Raw genomic sequence first — 20922 nt, 5'->3', positions numbered from 1 at the left:
AACTTCTTTTTATAAACAACTTTTTCGTTTAGTTTCCATATACTTTTGTTGCTAAGTAAAACTGGCAAATAAAAAGTTGTAATGACCGCTGAATGCCAATTTTGCAGACAGTACTGGAGTTAAAAGTTAGTTCCGGTAAAACTCATAGTTCTCTTTCATAATGATGTCTATAGGCATATAATACTCTTTTTCTACTGGAGATGCGCCCAACAGCCGTTGATAAAGGGCCATCACTCCGCGGTAACCTTGCTCTTCAGGCTTGTGGCAAATTAAAAACTGGATGGTGCCTTTCTTAAGTTGTTCAATATTATCTTCCAGAAAATCGTAGCCGATTAACGTGATATTGGTTTCTTTGCGGGATTCCAGAAAGTTAGCTACCGAAAAGACTCTGGAATTGGTTACAAAGATTGCTTCAATGTCTGCATGCGTATTCAGCACCTGAGTAAGACTACTGGCGATGGACGGGTAATCTGTTTGCCGGATATCTACCCGTACAATTGTATGTGTATGCGAATGATCGGAGAAATAGGCCCGGAAGCCTTCTTCTATCTGCAGGTAATTGTAATTGTCTATCTCTTTTGAGATATTTACCACCAGCACTTTACTTTGGTTACTTATTGCATAGGTTAGTAATTTGGCGCCAACGTAGCCGCTTTTGAACAAGTGAGGACCTATATAGCAGAGATTTTCCTGGCCAGGTATATTGGAATCTATGAAGACATACGGGATAGCCAGTTGCTTACAAATGCTGGCCACTTCAATGGATTCTTCTAAAAAAGACGGAGATAGCAACACGCCATTTGGCTGTTTATCGAGCATCAAGGTAGCTTGCTTTTTAAAGGAATCTTTATCATTAAGATCAAAAAAGTAAATTTCCGTCATAAACCCGTACTGTTTAATTTCGGTTGCCGCCCGCTGAATACCTTTCAGGGGAGCTTCCCAGAATACGGTTTCTGCCGATACCCCAGGAATCAGGATGCCCAAGGTAAATACTTTTCTGGAAGCCAGGCGGCTGGCCAGTAAGTTGGGCTGGTAATTTAATTCTTCAATAATCTTACTGATCTTATTGCGGGTTTTCAAGGAAACGCCGGTCCGGTTATGAATTACCCGGTCTACCGTTGCTATGGATACATTTGCCCGCCGGGCTATCTCTTTTACGCCAGATTCATTTAAACTTTTTTTCATCGGATACAGTACGGAAAATTAAAATCAACAGCGAAGCGCAGCTTTCTAAAGGGATTAACCATGTTATTTTCCTGGAGGTACTTGTTGACTGCAAGCAATAATAGAAAAAAGCTCCATCGGAAACAAACAAAACACCCTTTTCTGCCCGGCTAACGCATGAGTAGTACAAGGAAATAACCAACAGCCAGCCTTTACAAGAGGAATAATCCCAGATTGGGTACAGACTCTTCTAAGCAGAAAGTTTATTTACAACTCAATATTGACTTTTTGCCCGATTGACTCTAACTAGCAGCTGGTAAACTTTACGCATATGGAAAACCTGCAATACCCCATTGGCCGCTTTGGAGTGAAGCCCACCTATACCGACGGGGACATGGAAAAACTACTGGCTGCTATGGCAACGGCCCCTACACGGTACAAACAACAGGTAGCCTCTTTAGCAGAAACTGATCTGGAAAAAACCTACCGGGAGGGCAGCTGGACCATCAGGCAACTAACGCACCATGTAGCCGATATTCACCTGCTTAATTTTTTGCGGGTGAAAAAACTACTAACTGAAGAAGGATACATAGCTACTACTATAGACATGGATGCCTGGGCGGCTACCAAAGATGCCACGGATGCACCAGTTTCCGATTCCCTGCTGATGCTGGAAGGAATAACTAACCGGTTTCTGTACTTGCTCAAGCGAGTGGATGAACAGGCATTTAGTAAATCGTATTATCATCCGGTGCGGAAAATCCACTTCAGCCTGAAAGCCGCTTTGCATATGGCAGTATGGCATCTGGAACACCATCTGGCACATATTCAGCTAGCCTTGGGCAAGCAGCCTCATGCGTTTTCTCTCACTTAAAAAGCAATAGTTGCCAGGAAAAGGAATAATCAAGCAGAAATATCTCTTAAAAGTCTTTTGGTTCACCAGTACATATGGAGAAAGAAACACCTGTACATTTTATGGCTACCCTTACCGAACAGGAAAGCCCCATGTTTACTTCTTCCATTCTGCTTCCGGCCCAGGTAGCTGAGCAATTCAGAACACCTAAGGGAGCTATCCGGGTATTATGTTCTATAGAACAGGCGGAAGAATTTCCTTGTGCACTCAACCCCAGAGGAAACGACTACATCATTATTGTGAGCAAGGCCTTAATTAAGCAACATAAACTAACCTATGGCAACCCATTTAAGGTGGCAATCCGCCCCGATCCGGAAAATGGGTTACTGTTACCAGAAGAGCTACAAGAAGTACTGGCACAAGATGCCTGGGGCAATTCTCTGTTCAATACTGTGTTGCCGGGCAGGCAACGAGGCTACATTCACTATGTACGGTCAGCTAAGACGGTAGATACCCGCATAAAAAGGGCACTGGAGATAGTAGAAAAATTAAAACGTACACCGCGAAATCCAGGCTAGTCCGGCTGCTGCACCGGTACTCCTCTATGTAAACAGCTTTCAATCGCCTGCTTTTGAGGCAGTTCACCGAATAGTAATAGATCATGAAAGCTTGTTCCCTTCACTGGCTTTATTCTACTGTATTACATTTATAAGCAACTAGTTTTTTCTGCGTTGGGAGGTTTTGCTTAGTAGAAAAGAAGGGAACTATCTATCTCCTTCTCGGTTTCTAGGTACGTATACCTGCCTGTTATCTTTTAGGAAAAGATGATAGGTTAATAAGGCATACAAAGAAAAACAATATTCCGTAGAAATAACTTAAACGTATGAAAGTAGAAATATGGTCTGATGTGGTTTGCCCGTTCTGCTACATTGGCAAACGCCACTTTGAGAATGCATTAAAAGATTTCGCAGCCAAAGAATCTGTGGAAATAGTCTGGCGGAGTTTCCAGCTTGACCCGTCAATTAAGCCCAACTCCGGACAAACACTGAACGATTACCTGGCCAAGCGTAAAGGAATTACCCTGGAGCATGCCCGAGAAATGAATGAGTATGTTACCCAAGCGGCCCAGCAAGTAGGCCTATCGTATAATTTAGACAAGGCTGTAGTGGCGAACACCCTGAATGCCCACCGGCTTATTCACCTAGCCGCCAAACATGGCCTGGCTGACCAGGCGGAAGAACGTTTGTTTATAGCCTACTTTACCGAAGGCAAAGACATTGGAAACACTGATATTTTGCTACAGCTGGGAATTGAAATTGGGTTGAATGCAGAAGAAGTAAAACAGGTGCTGGAAAGTGACAGGTATACACAAGAAGTGCAGGAAGATCAATACCTGGCTGGGCAGGTTGGGGCCAGAGGGGTACCTTTCTTCGTGTTCAACAACAAATATGCGGTATCTGGGGCACAGCCAAGTAGTGTATTTGCCAAAGCCCTGCAAAAAGCCCATGAGGAAGAGCAGTTAACCCTTACAGCAGATGGGGGATTCTGTACGCCTGATGGTATTTGCCAGTAACGCTGCTTTACCTCTCTACTACCCTATTTCATTATCTATAAGTAATTAGCTCTTTTCAGGTGCATACGCAAACTTACGTATGCACCTGACTGTTTTCTTTCCCTTCCCTTCCAGGGAAACTTTCCCATCCAACATAGTAAAGGCTTTTATCCGGTTATTCAGGAAAACCGGCACACGGTCAGTTCTGAAAACAATTGGCACGTAGGCTTGTTACAAAGATAGCTGTAAACAACCACCGGATTTATCATTTTCACTGAATTGACTGCTGCCTATCCGCTTGTATTGAGTAAAAGCCGCCCTTTGCGGTTAGTTACTTTCTTTTACCTGTATTTTATGCAAGGCTTGCCAGCCGGATTTGCACTAACAGCCCTTGCTAACTTCTTACTGGCTGAAGAACTATCAGCTCAGCAGGTAGGTACCTTTGTTGCCCTGGTGGGTTTACCTTGGACTGTTCAGTTTATCTGGGGTCCCTTCATCGACCGTTTTCAGCATACAGCTATGGGCAGCCGCAAACCCTGGGTAGTGGTGTCGCAACTCTGTGCCTGTTTGGCATCCCTGGCTTTGCTGCTGGTAGTGAACCCGGCACAAGAAATCTATCTTTTATCTGCCTGCTTTTTTCTACATTCTGTGTTTGCCTCCATTCAAGATGCCAGTGTGGATGCTATGGCAATAAGTGTAACGCCAGTAGCCGAAAGAGGTAGGGTGAATGCGTGTATGCGGGGAGGGATGCTTATTGGTAGTTCGTTGGGGGGAGCAGTAATGGCCCTGTGCTTACGAAGTTGGGGCTTTCAGGCAGCGGTACTCATGCAGGGGCTTATGTTACTTGCATTCACTTTGCTGACGTTTTTTATCAAAGAAAATGAACAAGACGCACTCCTGGCTTTCCGTTTTGTCCGGAATGATCAGCAAGCCACGAATGAACAGCCTACCCTAACATCCATCTTTTTGAAATTATTTACTGCCCTGCTCAGTAAGCTGAGTTTACGTACGTTTGGTGTAATTGCCCTTGTTTACATCTGCCTGAGTATATTTGTCCGCTCCTTAAATGTCTATCTGATTCAGGAATTGCATTGGACAGATACATATCTTTCTACTCTCAGCAGCTCGTATGTGGTGGTAGGGGCTACGCTGGTGATGGTGGCCGGCGGCATCCTTTCCGACAGAATGGGTGCAGGCAAACTCTTATGTATTACTATTGGCCTGATTGGTGGCTTTCTGTTGCTTTTTAACCTGATGGCCCCTTTGTGGAACAATCAGGCTGTCTCATCTACTGGTTTACTGGTCTGGTATATGTTTGATCCTAGTTTTAGCATAGCGGCCATGCCTATTTTAATGAATATCAGCCAGAAAGGGATAGAAGCAGCCCAGTTTACGACCTATATGTCCCTGGTAAATTTTAGTGATGTGGTAGGGTCGTATGTTTCCGGGTACATATTGTCGTGGCTATCGGCACCAACCATCGGTATTTTATGCGGGTTGCTTATGCTTGCCCTGCTGTTTTTTCTCCTTTTCATAGCCAGACCAGCTATTCAGAAAACAGGAATGACGCTGTAAGCTTTTGTTAACATGCTAGATACGTATCCCTGTTTACTGTTGATTACAGGAATCTATACTAGGATTTATAAGGTGATTTATTAACTTTTGAAATATAGCTTAAACTGGGCCCTACCCTGCTTTCTACTTCCATGCTGCGCCTGGCATTTTCTATCATCTTTGTTACAATGTACAAACCAAACCGATACCTGTACTCCATACAAGAGTATGCATGCGTTTAAAACTAGCAAATAGTTCATCCTACTGTGTTATATCCATCCCGAAGCCATTATCTTCTACAGTAATTTTTGTATGCCCCCTTCTTCTGGCAACTGATGCTGACAAGGGCTTGTCTGTACCGAGACATAGTTTTAGACAACCGGTCATACAAAATACTTTTCAAGGTGTGCCTGGAAAAATTTACAAACCGGCATTTCTACCTGGCAAATCATAGCCGACCAGCTGAATGCAGCGAAAACACCGGTTTTCTGCCACCCCAGCGTCCTAATGATTCGGAATAAAGATATGGACTACTACAGTAGATATATGTTATTTGGCCTCTACTTCCGTGCCCCCAATATAGATATCAGCTATTTTCCGGATATTGGCAATATCTGCCAGCGGATCGGCATCTAATACCAGAAAATCTGCCCTGTAGCCTGGTGTTAGTGTACCTATTTCTTTCAACCCCATATAGGCGGCAGCATTTTTAGTTGCCGACTCAATAATCTGCTGGGGGGTAAGTCCGGCTTCGGCCATCATTTGCATTTCCAAGTGTTCAAAGTAGCCCATAAACCTGGCAGGCATGCCACTGTCTGTGCCAAAAACAATCGGTACGCCTTGTGCAGCCAATGTTTTCAGATTTTGCATAGCCACTGGTAACTGACGTTTATAGGTCTGGGCAACCGGGTTGTTTTGTATTTTTTGCTGGTATGCCGGATCTTTTAACGGGCTGATGGTTGCCAGATCATACGCTTTAGTAAAGAAAGGATCTGTGAAAAATGCAGCCGTATCTTCATACACAAAAGTAGAAAGCTCTCGGGTAAGGGTTGGGCAATAGCCAATGTTTCTCTCCTTGATTAGCCGGATAAATTCATCATCGACCGGCAAATCCCGTACACTATGGGCGAGTAAGTCTGTACCTGCTTCAAGTAATTTTTTGGCATCGTCCAGGTAATACATATGCGTGGCAATTTTGTACCCCAGCTCATGCGACCTGGCAATGACGGCCCGGTACACATCCTCCGGCATTTTGGGAGATGTTCCTACATTATCGTCCACCCGGATTTTCATAAAATCTACGCCCATGGTATGATTTTGATCTACCACAGCCACTGCTTCCTGCGGCGTATTGCCGTTTATTACCTCCCCGGCAATATATAACCGGGCTCTTCCATGAGATGTGGTATCCCTAACAGCACGCAGAGCTACTGATTCCTCTTTATCGCCTCCCAGGCTGACAACGGTAGTTATTCCATAGCGGGCATATATAGCCAGATTATCCTGCACATTTTCGGCAGAATAATGCCCAGGCTCAATACCTTTTACATCCCCCACATGTCCATGTGCATTAATTAAGCCTGGAATAATTGTTTTTCCGGAAACATTGCGCACCTGGGTATTCTCAGGAATGGTAACCTGGTCTCTGGTACCTACGGCTACTATCCTCCCTTGCCGGATCAGCAATACTCCATCTGTAAGGGGGCTAGCGCCAGTACCATCCAGAATGGTTGCCCCGGTAAAGGCTATATAAGTGGGCTGGGTAGTCTGGCGGCTCTGGCAGGCAACTAAACTAACAAGCAGCAGGGGTATAAGTCTGATCCATTTCATGACCTGAAAGTAAGAAAATTCTGCTATACATACACCTGTACCCCATCTGGCAGATTAACCAGGCGATAGATTGCAATAATTCATTTTGATGCTTGCCTGAAGCCCTCTTCTTTGGCAAAGTGGCCCAATTTTTAAAATCTGAGTCTTTTCAAAGAATTTTGAAAAAGTTTATTCCCTTGCAGTTTACTAATCAAGCTTTTGTACATAAACCGGTATCTCAGCAGAATAGATCTGACACTTACAGAACAAGCTGAGACTTAATACTATTGGTTTACTGCCGGCTACTATTTACGCAGAATGGGCAATACCTTTTAACAGAGATAGTTTTCCGCTTCTGGGCTATCTTTTTGTAGGTAGCCACCCACTAAGCTTGCCGGGTAAGTAATCCATGACGATAGTAGAATATATAAACAAACCATCTTACTACTTAAATAACATGTTTAAACTCATTTCTAACCCGGTTCAGTTGGTAGTAATTCTGTTTTTTCAGTTTTGCTCTCTTTTTTCAACCATGCAGGGTGTACCGCATACGGGAATAATTAGAAATATCAAAACTACCAGGACAAGCAAAACAGCTTCTTCCAACAGAACTCGGAAAAGATCGCCCCTGACAAGCAAAAAACTTACGTTGCTGGTAGATGGCAGTTTGTATAGTCATTCTTTTTTTAAAGGCGATTTAATGGGTATGGAGTACGAATTGCTTAACCTGTTTGCCAAAGAAAACAACCTGGAACTGGAGGTAAAGGTAGTAAAACACACCGCACACCTGCTCGACAGCCTGGAATCAGGTGCCGGAGATATAGCCACCGGAAGCCTGAACGTAACACCAGAACGCTTGCAAAAAGTTGATTTTACGCATCCAGTAGTAGAGAGCGGCCACCGGCTGATACAACGTGCAGGCGGGAAGCAGTTAGTTTCTCAACCTTCCCATCTGGCAGGTAAAACTGTGCTGATCCGCAAAAACTCTTCGTTCCGGTCTACCCTGCAAACCTATGCAGAAACAAATAATATTTCGTTTACTATCCAGGAAGCGGCGGACACCTTAACCGATGAAAACCTGATAGAAATGGTGGCCAAAGGGAAAATAGATTATACTGTTACCAATGGCACCGTGGCTAAAACCATGGGGGTATTTTATAACAAAATTGATTATTCTTTTACACTTTCTGAAAAGCAGCCGGTTTGCTGGGCTACCTGCAAACACTCGGAAGGATTACTGGAAACATTGAACACTTGGTTAACCAAGCGGCGCAGAACTCTGGACTATAACCTGATAGTGAACAAATACACCCAACTTTCTGAAACTAAGAAGCAAACCCTCCGGGAAAATTTTCCATTAGCAAAAGCCGGCCATATTTCTCCTTATGATGAATTAATTAAAAAGAATGCCAAGCAGCTTCACTGGGACTGGAAATTAATTGCCGCAGTCATTTTTCAGGAATCACGGTTTAATCCGGCGGCTAAATCGTGGGTGGGTGCTACCGGGCTTATGCAATTGATGCCGGCCACTGCCAAAAGTTTAGGCGTTCAGCCGCATCAGCTTACCACACCAGAGAAAAATATAGAGGCAGGCATTAAATACCTGAAATGGCTGCAAAAGAGCTGGCGGCCATTAATTAATGACGAAAATGAGTTGATAAAATTTGTACTAGCCTCTTATAACGTAGGAATGGGCCACGTAATGGATGCCAGAAGGCTTGCCGAAAAAAACCACCTGGACGCCCAGAAATGGGAGGAAAATGTAGAGAAAATGTTACTGGATTTGTCGCTGCCTAAATACTACAAAGACGGAGTAGTAAAATATGGCTACTGCCGCGGAAAAGAACCCGTATCCTATGTACAGCACATTCTGGAATATTACCAATCGTATAAAACTTTTGTAAACTAAAGCTAGTCCGGCTTAACGCAGGTTCATCAAATGCTACCCCTTCTGCATGCCAAAAGCCCGGCTAGTATAGCCGGGCTTTTGGCAGTAAATAAACCATCTTTTATGGTGTGGTATAGGCCACCCGGTAAATAACGCCATTCGTATCATCAGAAACTAATAAAGAGCCATCTGTATGTACAGCTAAGCCTACCAATCTGGCAAAATGAGCTTTGTTATTATTGACTAAAAAGCCAGAGAGAAAATCTTCAAAAGCAGCAGGTTGCCCGTTTTCAAAGCGGACGCGCACCACGTTGTAGCCTACCGGCGCACTGCGGTTCCATGAACCGCGCATAGCCACAAAGGCATTATTCTGATAGTCTGCCGGAAACTGGCTGCCAGTATAAAATACCATACCCATAGGAGCACTATGCGCCTGATACGTCAGGCTGGGAAGGGTGGTTTTAGCCAGATACTGGGCATAGGTAGTGTCGCCTTTTGGCCTGTCGGATGGGTTGTATTTGCCCTCTCCAAAAATATAAGGCCATCCATAATCGGCATTCTGGGTAATTTTATTTAATTCTTCTTTTTGCTCATTGTCTCCCAGCCAGTCAATTCCGTGATCCATGCCCCAGAGTTCACTGGTTTGGGGGTGCCATCCAAAGCCAATGGTGTTCCGTAAGCCTTTGGCAAATATTTTCCGGTTAGTGCCATCGGCATTCGCCCGCAGAATGGTGGCATTTTCCGGATTAGGTTCTGGACACGAATTACACGTGCTGCCAACCGTAATATACATGAATCCATCTGGCCCGAAAGCAATCGTGCGGTTGGGGTGCTGCCCCGCATCCGGTAAATCGTTGATCAGCAGTTGTGGTTGGCCCAGCGTTCCATCCGGATTCATTGCCGCCCGGTATACTTCCCTGACAGCTACCATATAGGCCATGTTGTTATACAACGTAATGCCATGCACTTGTTTAATGTTTGCTACTATACTGCTATTCTCAGCTATGCCATCTCCATTTGTATCCATGAGCATGGTAACCGTTCCGGCTTCTCTATCGGTAACATATACTTGCCCCATGCTGCCAACCGCCAGAATTCTGGGTTTACCGAGTCCTTCGGCAAATTTATTTACAGCAAAGCCGGCAGGTACTTTCAGCTGAGCAACATTTTCGGCGGTAGGCTCTGCCAGGGCCGGTTTAAATACGTAGCCTTGTACCTGAGAAGTAGTCGGTTGCTCGTTTGTCTCAGGAATTAATTCATTAAAAATATCATCTTTGTTACAGCCAATAGCGATGGCGAGAAGTACGCCCGTACCAATAAATAGTTTGTGTACATTTTTCATAGACAGAAAGAATAAGTATAGGTGGTAAAAGGTGGTTTATGTTGGTAATTAGTTGCCTGGCAATTGGTTGCTTGGCTATGGATACAGGTAATAATCTTGTTAATTCACCCATACATACAGCCAGTGAAGTACAAGTACCGATTGTTTTTTCTTGAGAGAATCTTCTTTTGAGAGAATATTTCGTAAACAAGTTGTGTATCAGAGGCTAAAGCAACCTAAGTTCCTGGCCATACAAGAGGCTAGTACTATTTTCCGGATAAAAAACCGGGCAAGCAGCTATCAGAAATTTGTTTGTGCAATGAATATTCTTAGGCCATAGACTGCTGAACTACAGAAGGTTTTGCTATTGCGGGGTGGCAGCACGAATTTGCAGAGTAAGAGATTTTTTCATGTTCATAGCTGGTTAGGTGTATTTGCTAATATTTAATTTATAAGGAGTAACGTGACAAAACAAAGATTTTTTACACAAATAGTATATTTTTAGTATCAATTTCAGGAATACATTGCCAGTCTTTTGCAACAATCAAATAATAAATCATTATTCCCGTCAAACATAACAGTAAAACATGTATATAGGCAGTAAACGACAGAAGGATCAGTAGAACCTTTGTGCCTCTTTTACGATGGCAGGCTAGTTAGCTCGCCTACAGTAGACACCTTGTAAGCCTTCTCAGCTAGCTGGCAACATTTGCATCATCTCAGGCTGCCTTTGAAACTAATATTCATAGGTATGTAACCTTCACTTTACTGTTTATCTCCCAGCTTTCTGTTCCAATCTGTAACCCATAACCAGGCACAACGGCCTACTTATCCACTATACAGGCAGGAGCACAAATGGCATTGGGTAGGGTACAGAATGGATGAGCTGTGGTTTTGCCGGTACAAGCCAAAAGTATTCTTATCAGATTTTGGTAGTATGCCTGCCAGTTCCTTTTCTTTTTGACGATCTTATATTAACTTACATAGCTGTATCAGTGCTTAAGTACGGGAACATCGGGGCTTTTATATTGTCCGCTTCCTTAGCTTACCGGATGCTGATTTTCTACTCTATACAGCCCATGTAGAAAAGCCTGTTAGGTTTCATTTATCTGCCGTTTATGATGAAAAGGGTGCTTTTATTGGCTTTGCTGATGCTGATTCCCTGGCTTGTACAGGCTACTCACATAGTTGGCGGCGAATTGAACTTGCTATACACCGGCCGTAGCTACCAGTTTACCTTATCCCTGAACTTATATTTTGATGATATAAACGGGGAACGTGACGCAGAAGATGAGCAGATATTTGTGGCAGCCTTCAGCAAACGGACAGACAAGCAAGTAGGTACCTTCGCGCTTCCCAGACGTTCAGCGTCCCTTGTAGAATATACAAATTCAGCTTGTAAAAATGGCCGCTTGCAAACCAGGCAAATCCGCTATTTTGATGAAGTGACGTTAGATCCCAATATCTATACCGAAGCGGAAGGCTATTATTTTTCCTTTGAAAGATGTTGCCGGAACTGGGCAATTGTTAACATTACCGATCCGGGCAACAATGGAATGGTTTTTTACCTGGAATTTCCAGCTGTTTCCCTGAACGGCACCAGATTTGCCGACAGTTCTCCCACCTTTGACAGGCCAAAAGGCGATTATGCCTGCGTAAATGAACGGTTTTTCTTCGACTTTGGTGCAACTGATGCGGATGGAGATGAGTTGAGGTATTCGCTGACTACTCCCAAACGTGGAAATAGTAATGGTTTTGGATCGCCTTTTAGCGGAAGCCCTAACCCAGGCGCCATGGATATCTTTTATGCGGCCCCGTATGCTTCTGTAAACTGGGCAGCTGGCTTTAGCCTGGCCACCCTAACGGCTGGCCCCGAACCTTTGCGGATAAATCCAACTACCGGCCAGATCTCTTTTATTGCTAACCGCCTTGGCTTGTACGTTTTTTCGGTACTGTGTGAGGAATACCGGAATGGGAAAAAAATTGGAGCTGTGCAGCGCGACTTTCAGCTGCTGGTCATTGATTGTCCGGTAAATACAGCCCCCACCCTCCAAGCTAAAAAAGCAAATGAACCTATTTTTTTTGCGGAGGAGGAGACCATTCAGTTATCCTATGGAGGGAAAGCGTGCCTGGATGTAATCGTTACTGATCCTGACCCAAATTCAACCATCAGTCTACAGCTAAATCCCCTGAATTTCTCAGCAGAAAGTGTTTCATTATCCAACAAACAGGGCTGGACGAATAGAATTACCGATACCCTTCGATCGCAGATATGTTTTAATGCCTGTATACCCCATACACCTGACAAACCTCTGTTACTTCAGGTGATTGCCAGCGACAATAGCTGTCCGATTCCCAAGCGGGACACCCTGCTACTAAGCGTCTATATTGCACCACTACCTACCATTTCTCCGGAAGTATCGACCAGTTTACCCAATAATGAAGTTGCCGTACAGACAGGACAGACTCTTACTTTTGACGTAAGTGCCTTTGATCCCGACAATGATCAGCTAAAACTCTATGCAGTAGGTGAGGGATTTTCTCTGGAAGAAGTAGGCATGCAGTTCGTAAACAGCACTGGCACTGGCAAAATTACGCAGCCTTTCTCCTGGACTCCAAGCTGCGAAGTGCTTGAGAGCAGTTCCAGGTATGTTATCCATTTTATTACCGAAGACAACAGCTGCTCGCTTAACCGTTTTGATACGGTAACTGTGCAGTTGTCGGCAGAGAGTTTCGAACGTGTACTCAGCCGGTTTTCTCCGCCCAATGTGTTTACTCCCAACAATGACGGGGCCAACGACTCCTTTCAGATTCCCAACTTGCCCCCCGATAATTGTGAAAATATTTTTCAAGGTATAAACGTATATAACCGCTGGGGGCAGCCTGTGTTTTCTGCTCATGAGCGGGAATTTCAATGGACCGGGCAAGGCTACCCGACTGGCACCTATTATTACCTGATCAATTATGGAAACCGGGTATTTAAAGGTACAGTATCCTTGCTCCGGTAAGCAAGGTATTACCTTTTATCCACCTAATGTCTGACTTGTATAAGCCTACTACCAATTGATGCTGAGTATTCATACATTAAGATGCGCTTTAGCAGCCTGGTAGCCGGATTAGGTGTTGTTCTAGCGTGTTTATTCAATTTTTTCTTCTTTCTTCTCTTTTAATTCTTTTACTTCTTTTTCCAAGGTTTTTACAGATTTGAGAATTTCCATTAAAATAGGATTAGACTTAGAAATATTACGTTGTTCCTCCTCTTTAAAGCCTAACCTGGAATCTAGATAGCCAAGAACCAAGGAAAAGAGAATAAAGAGAATAAACAGTATAGGAATTGAGATATAGATGTATTCGTATACTAGCTGGCCAATGGCTTTATCTTTGAATGACTCAAAGAAGACAATGCCAATCATGAAGAATTGGATGTAGCCTATGTACATACGGGCACGGTCAATATAAATTTTCCAACGTACAAAAGTTGGTTTATTTAATTTTATTCTTGGCATTTCTTCATGGGATTACTTTATCCACTATAATTTAAGAATAGGTACGGCTTATTTCTTAAACTGGGTAAGAATAAATTCATAAAATGAGGCTATATCCACACCTGTTACCCTGGTTGCTGTCCATCCATGTTCATCTACATAAGTCTGGCCGGCATTGGGTGGCCTGGTACTTACGTTAACCTGAACTGGTTTAGTCGTAAACGCCTGTGGAATCAGCAGAAAACTGGTAGCTAATATATCCCACATATAATACACATAGTGGTAACTGGGAATAGTATCAATGGTCATGGCCCACATCTGGCCGGCTAAATGAGACAGTGGATAAGATAGCTGTGCGGCTAATCGGGAAAGAAAGGATTTAGTTACCGGCACATGATTGGTTACATCCAGAGGAACAAATACCAGGGGCAGTTGCAGGGCTACCAACTTCTGTGTACTTATAGGGTCCCAGAAAGCATTCCACTCGGCCGTTCCATTATGCTGATAGGTTTGTACATTGCCAGGCACATCAAAAGCACCAGCCATCCACACGACCTGGGCAATTTTATTTTTCAGCTCAGGTTGCTTCTCCAGGGCAAACACCAGGTTAGAACAAGGACCGGTTAACAGTATTTGCACCGTACCGGAAGCCTGCATCAGCTTCTTCACTATCAGATCAACAGCCGCCGGGTAGGTATATGGATCAGGAGCCCGGGGCAGATTAATCAGCATGGGAAGGGCGTTAATTACCTCTGGTCTTGCCCGCCATTCACTGGGAAACGCATTGATGCCATAATACTCTCCCCTGCCCAACGGAATATGTTCTTTCTGCGTGACCTGTAAAAGTTTGTAACTAGATTCCAATGCAGGCTCAATAAAACAATCTGCCGGTGTTACCGTAATGCCTAGCAATTCTATTTCCTGCATGGTCAGCAGCAATAACTGGGAGAGCAGGTCATCAACGCCTCCATCGTGATCCATTAAGACTAGTTTACGCATAGGTTTGCTTGCTTGTACATTCTGCCAAAAATATACGGATTTATCTGGCAATGCCATACAGCCAGCTTCGAATGCAGGGGTTCTATTCTTTCTCTTTCAACAAGAAACGCGTAGGATTTTCCAAATCTGGCTGTACTCCCCATTTTAGTAACATAGGCTCTTCCAACGTTTTTTCCCGGTATTCATCCGGTGTCATGACCGGAACGCCATATACCACTGGATAGTACCTCCGGCAAAGCGGACAGGTAAAGATTCCCTCTATCAGATTATCTTCACTATCGGTGCGGAATATTTTTAAATTCAGGGCATGCTTGTCTACGGGGCAGCATAATTTTTCGGCTAAGGCGAGTTTCATAGAGTAAGATTGGTTAAGGCGTGTTTATACTGAATAGTGGTTTGTTTAGGATTGTCTGCATTTACTATTCCGGAGATAAGGGCTATTCCAGCAAAATCATATTCTTTCAGCTTGTGTATAGTATCCAGCTTGATTCCTCCGGAAAGAAAGATGGGCATCCGGGTAATTTCTCTGGCCTTATGAATAGTCTGTGGATCTACCAGCTCACAACTTTGGACAGAGGTTGAAGGAAACACGGAGCAAAAGGAAACATAATCCAGTTGGTTTTTATCCGCCCAGCGAATAACCTGCAGATCATTACCACAGGTGATACCTGCCATAAACTTTCTGCCAATCTGGGATTTTATTTGTTCATAATTCTGGGGTATCCGGTCAAAATGTACGCCGGAAAGTGGGGTATCTCTGATCAATTGCCATTCTTCGTTGATCAGCAAAGGTACCTGATAAGCCGCAGCCAGGTGAGCTACCGATTCGATCAACTTGATCTTATCCTGGTAAGTATACGATGCCGGCCAGTTGTTCCAGAGTTGCAATATGTCTACTCCTCCTTCCAGCGCTTGTTCCAGTTTGTTGAGCAGTATAAGCCGGGGTATATCCGGATTTAAGACCAGATAAATACCACCGGTAATGACAGGAAGTGTGCTCATGTTAACCCTGCTTTTATAGCCTTAAAAAAAGCTTCCCAATACGGATCTTTTTCATCCACGTGTATATGGCTGGCTTCTCCATTCTTTATTAGCACAAAGCCCTCTTCTGCTGGTGTCATCTCACCAACAACCACTGCTGGAATGGATTTGCTGTGCAGATGAGCCGTCAGCTCAGATTCCAGTCCTTTTTTTACCGCCATAATCATGGCACCGGCACCTACGGCAAAGCGGTAGTCAATGTCGAACAGGCGGCAGATTTGCTTTTGCACTTCACTAACCGGAAGTTTAGCATCATCAATTCTGAATCCACAACCAGAAGCCATGGCCATTTCGCAGATAGCTCCAACAACCCCTCCTTCCGTTACATCGTGCATAGCTTTTAACTGGCTGTTTGGTTCCAGCCGTTCGCTTGCTGCCAGGGCATCGGCCAGAGAGGAAGTCTGATAAAAACTCTCGCAGGCTTTCAGGTAAATTTCGGTGCCGGCTTTATTTTTAACCGTTTTAGGAAAACTCATGGCCAAAATAGCCGATGCGGTAAGTGCACTTTGTTTAGTTACCACCAATGCATCTCCCGGCTGGGCACGGGTAGAGGTAAGGATGCGGTGCGTAGGCGCTACTAAAAACATGGTACCGCCCCCTGAAATAGTCGAGTGCATCCCTTCTATTTGGCCGGTATGCCCACCGGATATGGATACACCAATCTTTTTACAAAAAAGATGAATGTACTCCCAATATTCTTTAAAAGACCGGGCAGAGAGCTCCGTTGGCAGATTTAACACAAATTGGGCATACATAGGGGCTAATCCGGTAGTGGCCATATCGTTGGCTAGCAAGTGTACGGATAGCCAGGCAGAGGCTTCCATTCCAATGGAGGGAATCAGGGAAAGAGGATCACTGGAAACAGCCATTGCCAGCCCGTTTCCTAGCTCAATAACAGCAGTATCTACACCGAAACCAGGCCCGGTTAGCACTTCTCTACGGGAGGCTCCGCATTTAGGCAGCAGCATTTCTTTAAACAACTTGCTGCCTATTTTTCCGGAAGTATCGGTGAACGCACTCATTGTACATCGGTTAATTTTACGTACAACCCAAAAAAATCGCCGTAGGGTACCTTCCATTGCTGCACTGGAAACCATTCAGGCAAGCCTGTAGCCATCCATTCCAGCGTATACTTTCTTCCCTGCAAGGCCTCTTCAATGAGTGCGGTAAGTTTGGAAGGTGTATAAAAGGTGGCGGTCACATAAAAAGGATTTTTTCCGAATAGTTGCTGCACCCGCCTTCTGGCTACTTTAGGGGAATTCCGGTTCATCATGCCAAATACCACTCCATATTTGGCCACCCGCACAGCTTCCCGGATTACCTTAACCGGATCTTTATAATATTCGAAAGTGGTAATAAAGGCCAATGCATCGAAGGTATGGTCTTTAAAAGGCATATAATGGGCATCTGCCAGCACCAGGTCACCTTCAAACAGATGTACGCCCTGGCCAAGCATAAACGGTGAAAGATCAGCTCCGCTGGCTTCAATACCTAGTTGATGCCACCACCTGGTAAATCTGGTGGTACCACAGCCAAACTCAAGTAAGGTACGCACCCGTGGATCTTTCTTAAGGAGTTGTGCTATGGTTTTCTTTTGCCAGATTTCGGCCCGTTTGTATCTGCCTTCGTACCATAGTTCATAGGTATCGGTGTGGTCTCTGTTGAAAAACCACTCTTCGCGGCCTTGCCATTTCCGTAAATTCTGGGTGATAAGTTGAAAATTTTGTTTTTCCAGATTGCTCATATCAGGTAGTTTGGGTTAGTAAACGCCTGACCAGGTAAGCAGATAGGGAGGGGCAGAAAAGCCCAGAAAGACATGCAAATAGCCTTACAATTCCTACGCTGGCATTATCCAGATCAGGTTCCGGGTATGTTCTCAGCCTAACGTTTGGTTAAGCACCCCGTGTAATGTTGGCAAAGGTATAAAAAAAATAGAAAGTCCCTACAAAAACGTAAATTTTGTCAAACTCCTTGCTAGCGGATCAAAAGGCGTCTAAAAATCAGCGTTGGAAAACTACAACAATTTCAGTAAACCGGTCTTATTAAAGTAAAGCCTTAAGATTGGGCAAGGTCCGTTAAAAGTGAATGAGTGTTATGATGTAAATTTATTAATCATGAAATTCATGGAATTCAGCAATCAAAGAAATTGTATCAATTTTTGCAGAATAACCGTCTCTATCAGAATCATTTTGAAAAATATAACCTGAATCTGATCTTGCCCAAACAGCTTTATCCTCCCCATGCTCAACAAGCATCTCGCGTGATACGTAATCATTACCAAAAGCTTGGGGATTATAAAATTTTGACTCTCTTATACTTTTTGTCAACTTTAACATTGACTCATCTGTCAATGTTATCTCGTAAGTGACTGCAAAATCTTGCCAATTCTCCTGATATTCATCCTTAATAACTTTAAAATCATCTGGGATTCTGATGTCCAGTGCTTGTGAAAATCTCCTATGACTTGATGTTCTGTAATTACACTTTGTTATCAATAGGATCATTCCAATTATCAATCCGTATTTTATAAGACCACGGTTAATTAATTTCATAGCTGGCTTTTTGAATTCCTTCAAGTTAGCACACAATAGGCGACCAATCGGTAACCTGGTCATAGTTTCATCCACTCTTCTGATACTTTTGATGGGTAAAACTTCACAAGAAAATATATTTTCTTTTTTACACAAAAATTTAACCGTTTGGATTAAAAATTGCACTACAACTTTTCATAATGCAAAAGTGTATATTTATAAAGGCCTCTATCCATGATAGAGGCTTTTCTATTTCTAGGCAACCTGTATACAGTATGTTTATAATAAGTATTTACATCTTTTACAAAGAAAGCTGATCAAGCTCAAACCGGTTAGGTTTTCAAAAGCTAACCGGTTTGAGCATAATTCTTAGGAAATTAATTACTAACAATGTGAGTGGCGGTGATGCTATGCGGCAACAGGCCTTTTAGAGAAGTAGCCTTTGTTCCATGGAACGGACGAATGCCAAAATCTTACCAGGCGACTATTTTCTGCTGCATGACCATACCCTTGCCTCCAGCCATAAGCTTCGTAATGGAGCCTTTACTGGTTTCGATGTCTACTTGTATAAGGCTCGGAGAAGGTGGCTCCATCAGATAGCCTTGTTCTATGAAATAGGTACTTTTACGGATGTTTAAAACATCATGCAGATAGCAAGCAAGCGGCCCGGCGGCCATACCTGTGGCAGATTCTTCCTGTATGCCATATAGCGGCGCAAACATTCTGGCTGTAGCATCTCTCTGTGCTTGATTTGTTTGTATACTGAAAGGATAAAAGCCTATTAAATTTCCTAAAACCCGGCTCAGTTTTTCTATCTTCTCAAAGTGAGGTTTTATGTCACCTACAATTTCTTGGGTTTTTATAGGGATCAGCAGAAAAGAGTTTCCAGTATTTACCACTAAAGGGGCAGCCCCTTGTATCAGCTGATCTTTGGTTAGTTGCAGGGATTCCAGAATTTGATCTTCCCATTTATTAACCTTTGTATAGACAGGCGGTTTTTGCTCCATAAAAGCTAATTCTCCCCGCATGACTATGGCCCTTACACCGTCTATCGTCTCTTTGGAGGTGTGGGAAGTAGGGATCTGGCCTAATTGATGCAAATAGGAAAACGTAGCTATGGTGGCATGCCCACAATGCGGAATTTGTTGGGTGGGTGTAAAAAACTCCAGTTTGAAATCGGCTACCGTAGATTCGGAAACAAAGGCTGTTTCCGAATAGCCAAGCATAGATGCTATTTTTTGCTTTTCTTCCGTAGAATAATTATCTGCCCCTAACACGACACCAGCCGGATTGCCGCCAACATTTCCATCAATAAACGCATTTACTAATTGAACCGTCACTTTCATACTAAACTTGGTTAGACTTCTAAAAGAATTATTTTGAGTAATCACTTACTTTTTTGACGATTGCCTTTGCAATTGCTTGTCAAAGCCTGTCCGGTCAAGTTGTATCCAGTACTCTACAATCTTGCCATTTTCAAGCCGGTAAACGGCACTGGCTATTTCAATCAAAGGTAAACCGGTAGGCGGATATCCATCTATTTCCGTCAAATGCTTTCCGGTTTGCTTCCACCTGGCATACACCTTATCGTCCTGTGCAATCAGCTCGGTAATTTCAAACTCAAACTGACCGTACATCTGTAAAAAATCTTGTACATGGGCTGTATAATTTTGAGGCGTTCTTTCTACCGTCTGCGGATTTTCAGCATTCATCTGGTGGGCAAGCACTTTTTCTGCCATATACTTGCTGGCTTGTCCAGGGTCTTTTCCTGAACGTACAGTTAGCAGAAATTCTCTAACAAGTTGCTCAGAAGATTTTGTCTTGTTAAGGTGAAAAGTTTGTTGCATAATGGGAGATTCGTTAATGAGCCCCAACATGCCTGTTATAGTATGTTGAAGCATCAGAAAAAAGAGTATTAGGTGAATCATGATAATAAGGTAAAAATATAAGACAACTCGGTTGATGAAAAACCCAGCCAGGGTTTACTTTATCCGCTGATCGAAGAATGTTCCAGGCCCCATAAGTTAAAAGCTATGCGCGGATAGTTGCCTGCTTTTAACGACAACTCCCTGGAAAGTAGGGTCATCCGTTCAATAGTACGGTTGTTTTTTAAGGTGCCTGCATCCAGAATGCGAAAGGGCAAAGGCTCCAGCAGCCTCATTACTTTTTTCCGTACCTCTTCCTTATTGGCCGTAACATATACATCACTTTTGAGTCCTTGCAGAACAGGATTATCAAACACTACCCAGTAGGTATTTTTGAATGCCCCTACCACATACGTATGAGGAATAAGCTGCTGAATAATTTCGGCTGACGAGGTATCGTAGGGAGTTGTAAAATCCTCATAGGTTTCATTGAATGGATTGGTAATATCTATCAGAATTTTGCCTTGTAATGCCATGGCTCTCTCCTGTACCCAGGGTTGCACATCGGCAAACCATAAAGTAGGTATAATCACCTCTGCCTGCATGGCTACTTCCAAGCTCACCGCTTGAAGATTCAATCCAAGCTCATTAATAACTTGTTGGGTATGTGTTATGTCGCGGCCTGCAAATAAAATTTCGTTAGGATACACTTTATAGAATGTGTTGAGCAATGCTTTGCCCATGCGGCCAGTACCAATAATAGCTATTTTCATATATTGTTTTCATTTAACAAAGTTGACTTATTGAAGCTGTTTAAAGTTATTATCTAAAAAGGAAGCACTGGTTAAGAAGTAGTACTT

General features: G+C 43.5%; 20 protein-coding genes and 1 riboswitch. Of the genes, 6 read left to right on the top strand and 14 right to left on the bottom strand.

The annotated features are described in order from the left end of the window. Positions 1–126: 126 nt before the first annotated feature. Complete coding sequence (locus Q0590_RS31735) at positions 127–1185, bottom strand: LacI family DNA-binding transcriptional regulator (RefSeq protein ID WP_302041688.1); 1059 nt, start codon at positions 1183–1185, stop codon at positions 127–129. A 310-nt stretch (positions 1186–1495) separates the two neighbouring features. On the opposite strand from Q0590_RS31735, the gene Q0590_RS31730 reads away from it, so the two are divergent. The 3 genes from Q0590_RS31730 (at position 1496) to Q0590_RS31720 (ending at position 3590) form a co-directional block, all read left to right on the top strand. After that, complete coding sequence (locus Q0590_RS31730; protein WP_302041687.1) at positions 1496–2038, top strand: YfiT family bacillithiol transferase; 543 nt, start codon at positions 1496–1498, stop codon at positions 2036–2038. Between the two features lie 74 nt (positions 2039–2112). Continuing rightward, complete coding sequence (locus Q0590_RS31725) at positions 2113–2595, top strand: YdeI/OmpD-associated family protein (RefSeq protein ID WP_302041686.1); 483 nt, start codon at positions 2113–2115, stop codon at positions 2593–2595. Between the two features lie 305 nt (positions 2596–2900). Then, positions 2901–3590, top strand: a complete 690-nt coding sequence (locus Q0590_RS31720) for a DsbA family oxidoreductase (RefSeq protein ID WP_302041685.1) — start codon at positions 2901–2903, stop codon at positions 3588–3590. 45 nt (positions 3591–3635) lie between these two features. Here Q0590_RS31720 and Q0590_RS31715 read toward each other — a convergent pair whose 3' ends face one another. Beyond that, on the bottom strand, positions 3636–3791 hold the full coding sequence (locus Q0590_RS31715) for a hypothetical protein (RefSeq protein ID WP_302041684.1): 156 nt from the start codon (positions 3789–3791) through the stop codon (positions 3636–3638). Between the two features lie 57 nt (positions 3792–3848). Here Q0590_RS31715 and Q0590_RS31710 point away from each other — a divergent pair, with 57 nt between their 5' ends. After that, entirely contained in the window at positions 3849–5144 is a 1296-nt protein-coding gene (locus tag Q0590_RS31710) for an MFS transporter (RefSeq protein ID WP_366970588.1), read from the top strand. Positions 5145–5672: 528 nt separating this feature from the next. Here Q0590_RS31710 and Q0590_RS31705 read toward each other — a convergent pair. After that, a complete protein-coding gene (locus tag Q0590_RS31705) occupies positions 5673–6953 on the bottom strand; it encodes an amidohydrolase family protein (protein WP_302041683.1) in 1281 nt (426 codons plus the stop codon). Positions 6954–7389: 436 nt separating this feature from the next. On the opposite strand from Q0590_RS31705, the gene Q0590_RS31700 reads away from it, so the two are divergent. Further along, a complete protein-coding gene (locus Q0590_RS31700; RefSeq protein WP_302041682.1) occupies positions 7390–8841 on the top strand; it encodes an MltF family protein in 1452 nt (483 codons plus the stop codon). Between the two features lie 100 nt (positions 8842–8941). Here the strand turns inward: Q0590_RS31700 and Q0590_RS31695 are convergent, their stop codons facing one another. Continuing rightward, complete coding sequence (locus tag Q0590_RS31695; protein WP_302041681.1) at positions 8942–10162, bottom strand: PQQ-dependent sugar dehydrogenase; 1221 nt, start codon at positions 10160–10162, stop codon at positions 8942–8944. Between the two features lie 1097 nt (positions 10163–11259). Here Q0590_RS31695 and Q0590_RS31690 point away from each other — a divergent pair. Next, entirely contained in the window at positions 11260–13149 is a 1890-nt protein-coding gene (locus Q0590_RS31690; protein ID WP_302041680.1) for a T9SS type B sorting domain-containing protein, read from the top strand. A gap of 129 nt (positions 13150–13278) precedes the next feature. Here the strand turns inward: Q0590_RS31690 and Q0590_RS31685 are convergent, their stop codons facing one another. From Q0590_RS31685 to Q0590_RS31640, 10 genes are all read right to left on the bottom strand, one after another. Then, complete coding sequence (locus Q0590_RS31685) at positions 13279–13647, bottom strand: hypothetical protein (RefSeq protein WP_302041679.1); 369 nt, start codon at positions 13645–13647, stop codon at positions 13279–13281. 48 nt (positions 13648–13695) lie between these two features. Continuing rightward, on the bottom strand, positions 13696–14625 hold the full coding sequence (locus Q0590_RS31680) for a nucleoside hydrolase (protein ID WP_302041678.1): 930 nt from the start codon (positions 14623–14625) through the stop codon (positions 13696–13698). An 82-nt stretch (positions 14626–14707) separates the two neighbouring features. Beyond that, positions 14708–14980 (bottom strand): Trm112 family protein, encoded by a 273-nt coding sequence (locus tag Q0590_RS31675; RefSeq protein WP_302041677.1) that lies wholly within the window; start codon positions 14978–14980, stop codon positions 14708–14710. Next, entirely contained in the window at positions 14977–15627 is a 651-nt protein-coding gene (locus tag Q0590_RS31670) for a thiamine phosphate synthase (protein ID WP_302041676.1), read from the bottom strand. Before Q0590_RS31670 ends, Q0590_RS31675 begins: the two co-directional genes overlap by 4 nt. Then, the gene (locus Q0590_RS31665; RefSeq protein WP_302041675.1) at positions 15624–16688 is read right to left on the bottom strand and encodes an AIR synthase-related protein; all 1065 of its coding nucleotides are present in this window, start codon (positions 16686–16688) and stop codon (positions 15624–15626) included. The genes Q0590_RS31670 and Q0590_RS31665 overlap by 4 nt, the downstream gene beginning before the upstream one ends. Continuing rightward, positions 16685–17410: a class I SAM-dependent methyltransferase gene (locus tag Q0590_RS31660; protein ID WP_302041674.1), complete on the bottom strand. Its 726-nt coding sequence runs from the start codon at positions 17408–17410 to the stop codon at positions 16685–16687. The genes Q0590_RS31665 and Q0590_RS31660 overlap by 4 nt, the downstream gene beginning before the upstream one ends. A 72-nt stretch (positions 17411–17482) precedes the next feature. Then, a riboswitch (TPP riboswitch) is annotated at positions 17483–17580 on the bottom strand. 194 nt (positions 17581–17774) lie between these two features. Continuing rightward, positions 17775–18353: a hypothetical protein gene (locus Q0590_RS31655; protein ID WP_302041673.1), complete on the bottom strand. Its 579-nt coding sequence runs from the start codon at positions 18351–18353 to the stop codon at positions 17775–17777. A gap of 317 nt (positions 18354–18670) precedes the next feature. After that, complete coding sequence (locus Q0590_RS31650; RefSeq protein ID WP_302041672.1) at positions 18671–19543, bottom strand: PhzF family phenazine biosynthesis protein; 873 nt, start codon at positions 19541–19543, stop codon at positions 18671–18673. Positions 19544–19588: 45 nt separating this feature from the next. Next, positions 19589–20125 (bottom strand): ester cyclase, encoded by a 537-nt coding sequence (locus Q0590_RS31645; protein WP_302041671.1) that lies wholly within the window; start codon positions 20123–20125, stop codon positions 19589–19591. Between the two features lie 59 nt (positions 20126–20184). Next, positions 20185–20835, bottom strand: a complete 651-nt coding sequence (locus Q0590_RS31640) for an NADPH-dependent F420 reductase (RefSeq protein WP_302041670.1) — start codon at positions 20833–20835, stop codon at positions 20185–20187. Positions 20836–20922: the final 87 nt, after the last annotated feature.

The sequence above is a fragment of the Rhodocytophaga aerolata genome, from assembly GCF_030503435.1.
Classification (GTDB): Bacteria; Bacteroidota; Bacteroidia; order Cytophagales; family 172606-1; genus Rhodocytophaga; species Rhodocytophaga aerolata.
The sequence above is the reverse complement of the archived record's forward strand: the minus strand, read 5'-3'. Positions and strand labels throughout refer to the sequence as shown.

What these genes read in the sequence shown, in the direction of transcription:
- Q0590_RS31725 (WP_302041686.1), top strand. Translation starts at nt 2,113, where the DNA reads ATGGAGAAAGAAACACCTGTACATTTTATGGCTACCCTTACCGAACAG.
- Q0590_RS31645 (WP_302041671.1), bottom strand. Translation starts at nt 20,125, where the DNA reads ATGATTCACCTAATACTCTTTTTTCTGATGCTTCAACATACTATAACA.
- Q0590_RS31735 (WP_302041688.1), bottom strand. Translation starts at nt 1,185, where the DNA reads ATGAAAAAAAGTTTAAATGAATCTGGCGTAAAAGAGATAGCCCGGCGG.
- Q0590_RS31665 (WP_302041675.1), bottom strand. Translation starts at nt 16,688, where the DNA reads ATGAGTGCGTTCACCGATACTTCCGGAAAAATAGGCAGCAAGTTGTTT.
- Q0590_RS31675 (WP_302041677.1), bottom strand. Translation starts at nt 14,980, where the DNA reads ATGAAACTCGCCTTAGCCGAAAAATTATGCTGCCCCGTAGACAAGCAT.
- Q0590_RS31730 (WP_302041687.1), top strand. Translation starts at nt 1,496, where the DNA reads ATGGAAAACCTGCAATACCCCATTGGCCGCTTTGGAGTGAAGCCCACC.
- Q0590_RS31670 (WP_302041676.1), bottom strand. Translation starts at nt 15,627, where the DNA reads ATGAGCACACTTCCTGTCATTACCGGTGGTATTTATCTGGTCTTAAAT.
- Q0590_RS31650 (WP_302041672.1), bottom strand. Translation starts at nt 19,543, where the DNA reads ATGAAAGTGACGGTTCAATTAGTAAATGCGTTTATTGATGGAAATGTT.
- Q0590_RS31705 (WP_302041683.1), bottom strand. Translation starts at nt 6,953, where the DNA reads ATGAAATGGATCAGACTTATACCCCTGCTGCTTGTTAGTTTAGTTGCC.
- Q0590_RS31685 (WP_302041679.1), bottom strand. Translation starts at nt 13,647, where the DNA reads ATGCCAAGAATAAAATTAAATAAACCAACTTTTGTACGTTGGAAAATT.
- Q0590_RS31695 (WP_302041681.1), bottom strand. Translation starts at nt 10,162, where the DNA reads ATGAAAAATGTACACAAACTATTTATTGGTACGGGCGTACTTCTCGCC.
- Q0590_RS31700 (WP_302041682.1), top strand. Translation starts at nt 7,390, where the DNA reads ATGTTTAAACTCATTTCTAACCCGGTTCAGTTGGTAGTAATTCTGTTT.
- Q0590_RS31690 (WP_302041680.1), top strand. Translation starts at nt 11,260, where the DNA reads ATGATGAAAAGGGTGCTTTTATTGGCTTTGCTGATGCTGATTCCCTGG.
- Q0590_RS31660 (WP_302041674.1), bottom strand. Translation starts at nt 17,410, where the DNA reads ATGAGCAATCTGGAAAAACAAAATTTTCAACTTATCACCCAGAATTTA.
- Q0590_RS31680 (WP_302041678.1), bottom strand. Translation starts at nt 14,625, where the DNA reads ATGCGTAAACTAGTCTTAATGGATCACGATGGAGGCGTTGATGACCTG.
- Q0590_RS31720 (WP_302041685.1), top strand. Translation starts at nt 2,901, where the DNA reads ATGAAAGTAGAAATATGGTCTGATGTGGTTTGCCCGTTCTGCTACATT.
- Q0590_RS31640 (WP_302041670.1), bottom strand. Translation starts at nt 20,835, where the DNA reads ATGAAAATAGCTATTATTGGTACTGGCCGCATGGGCAAAGCATTGCTC.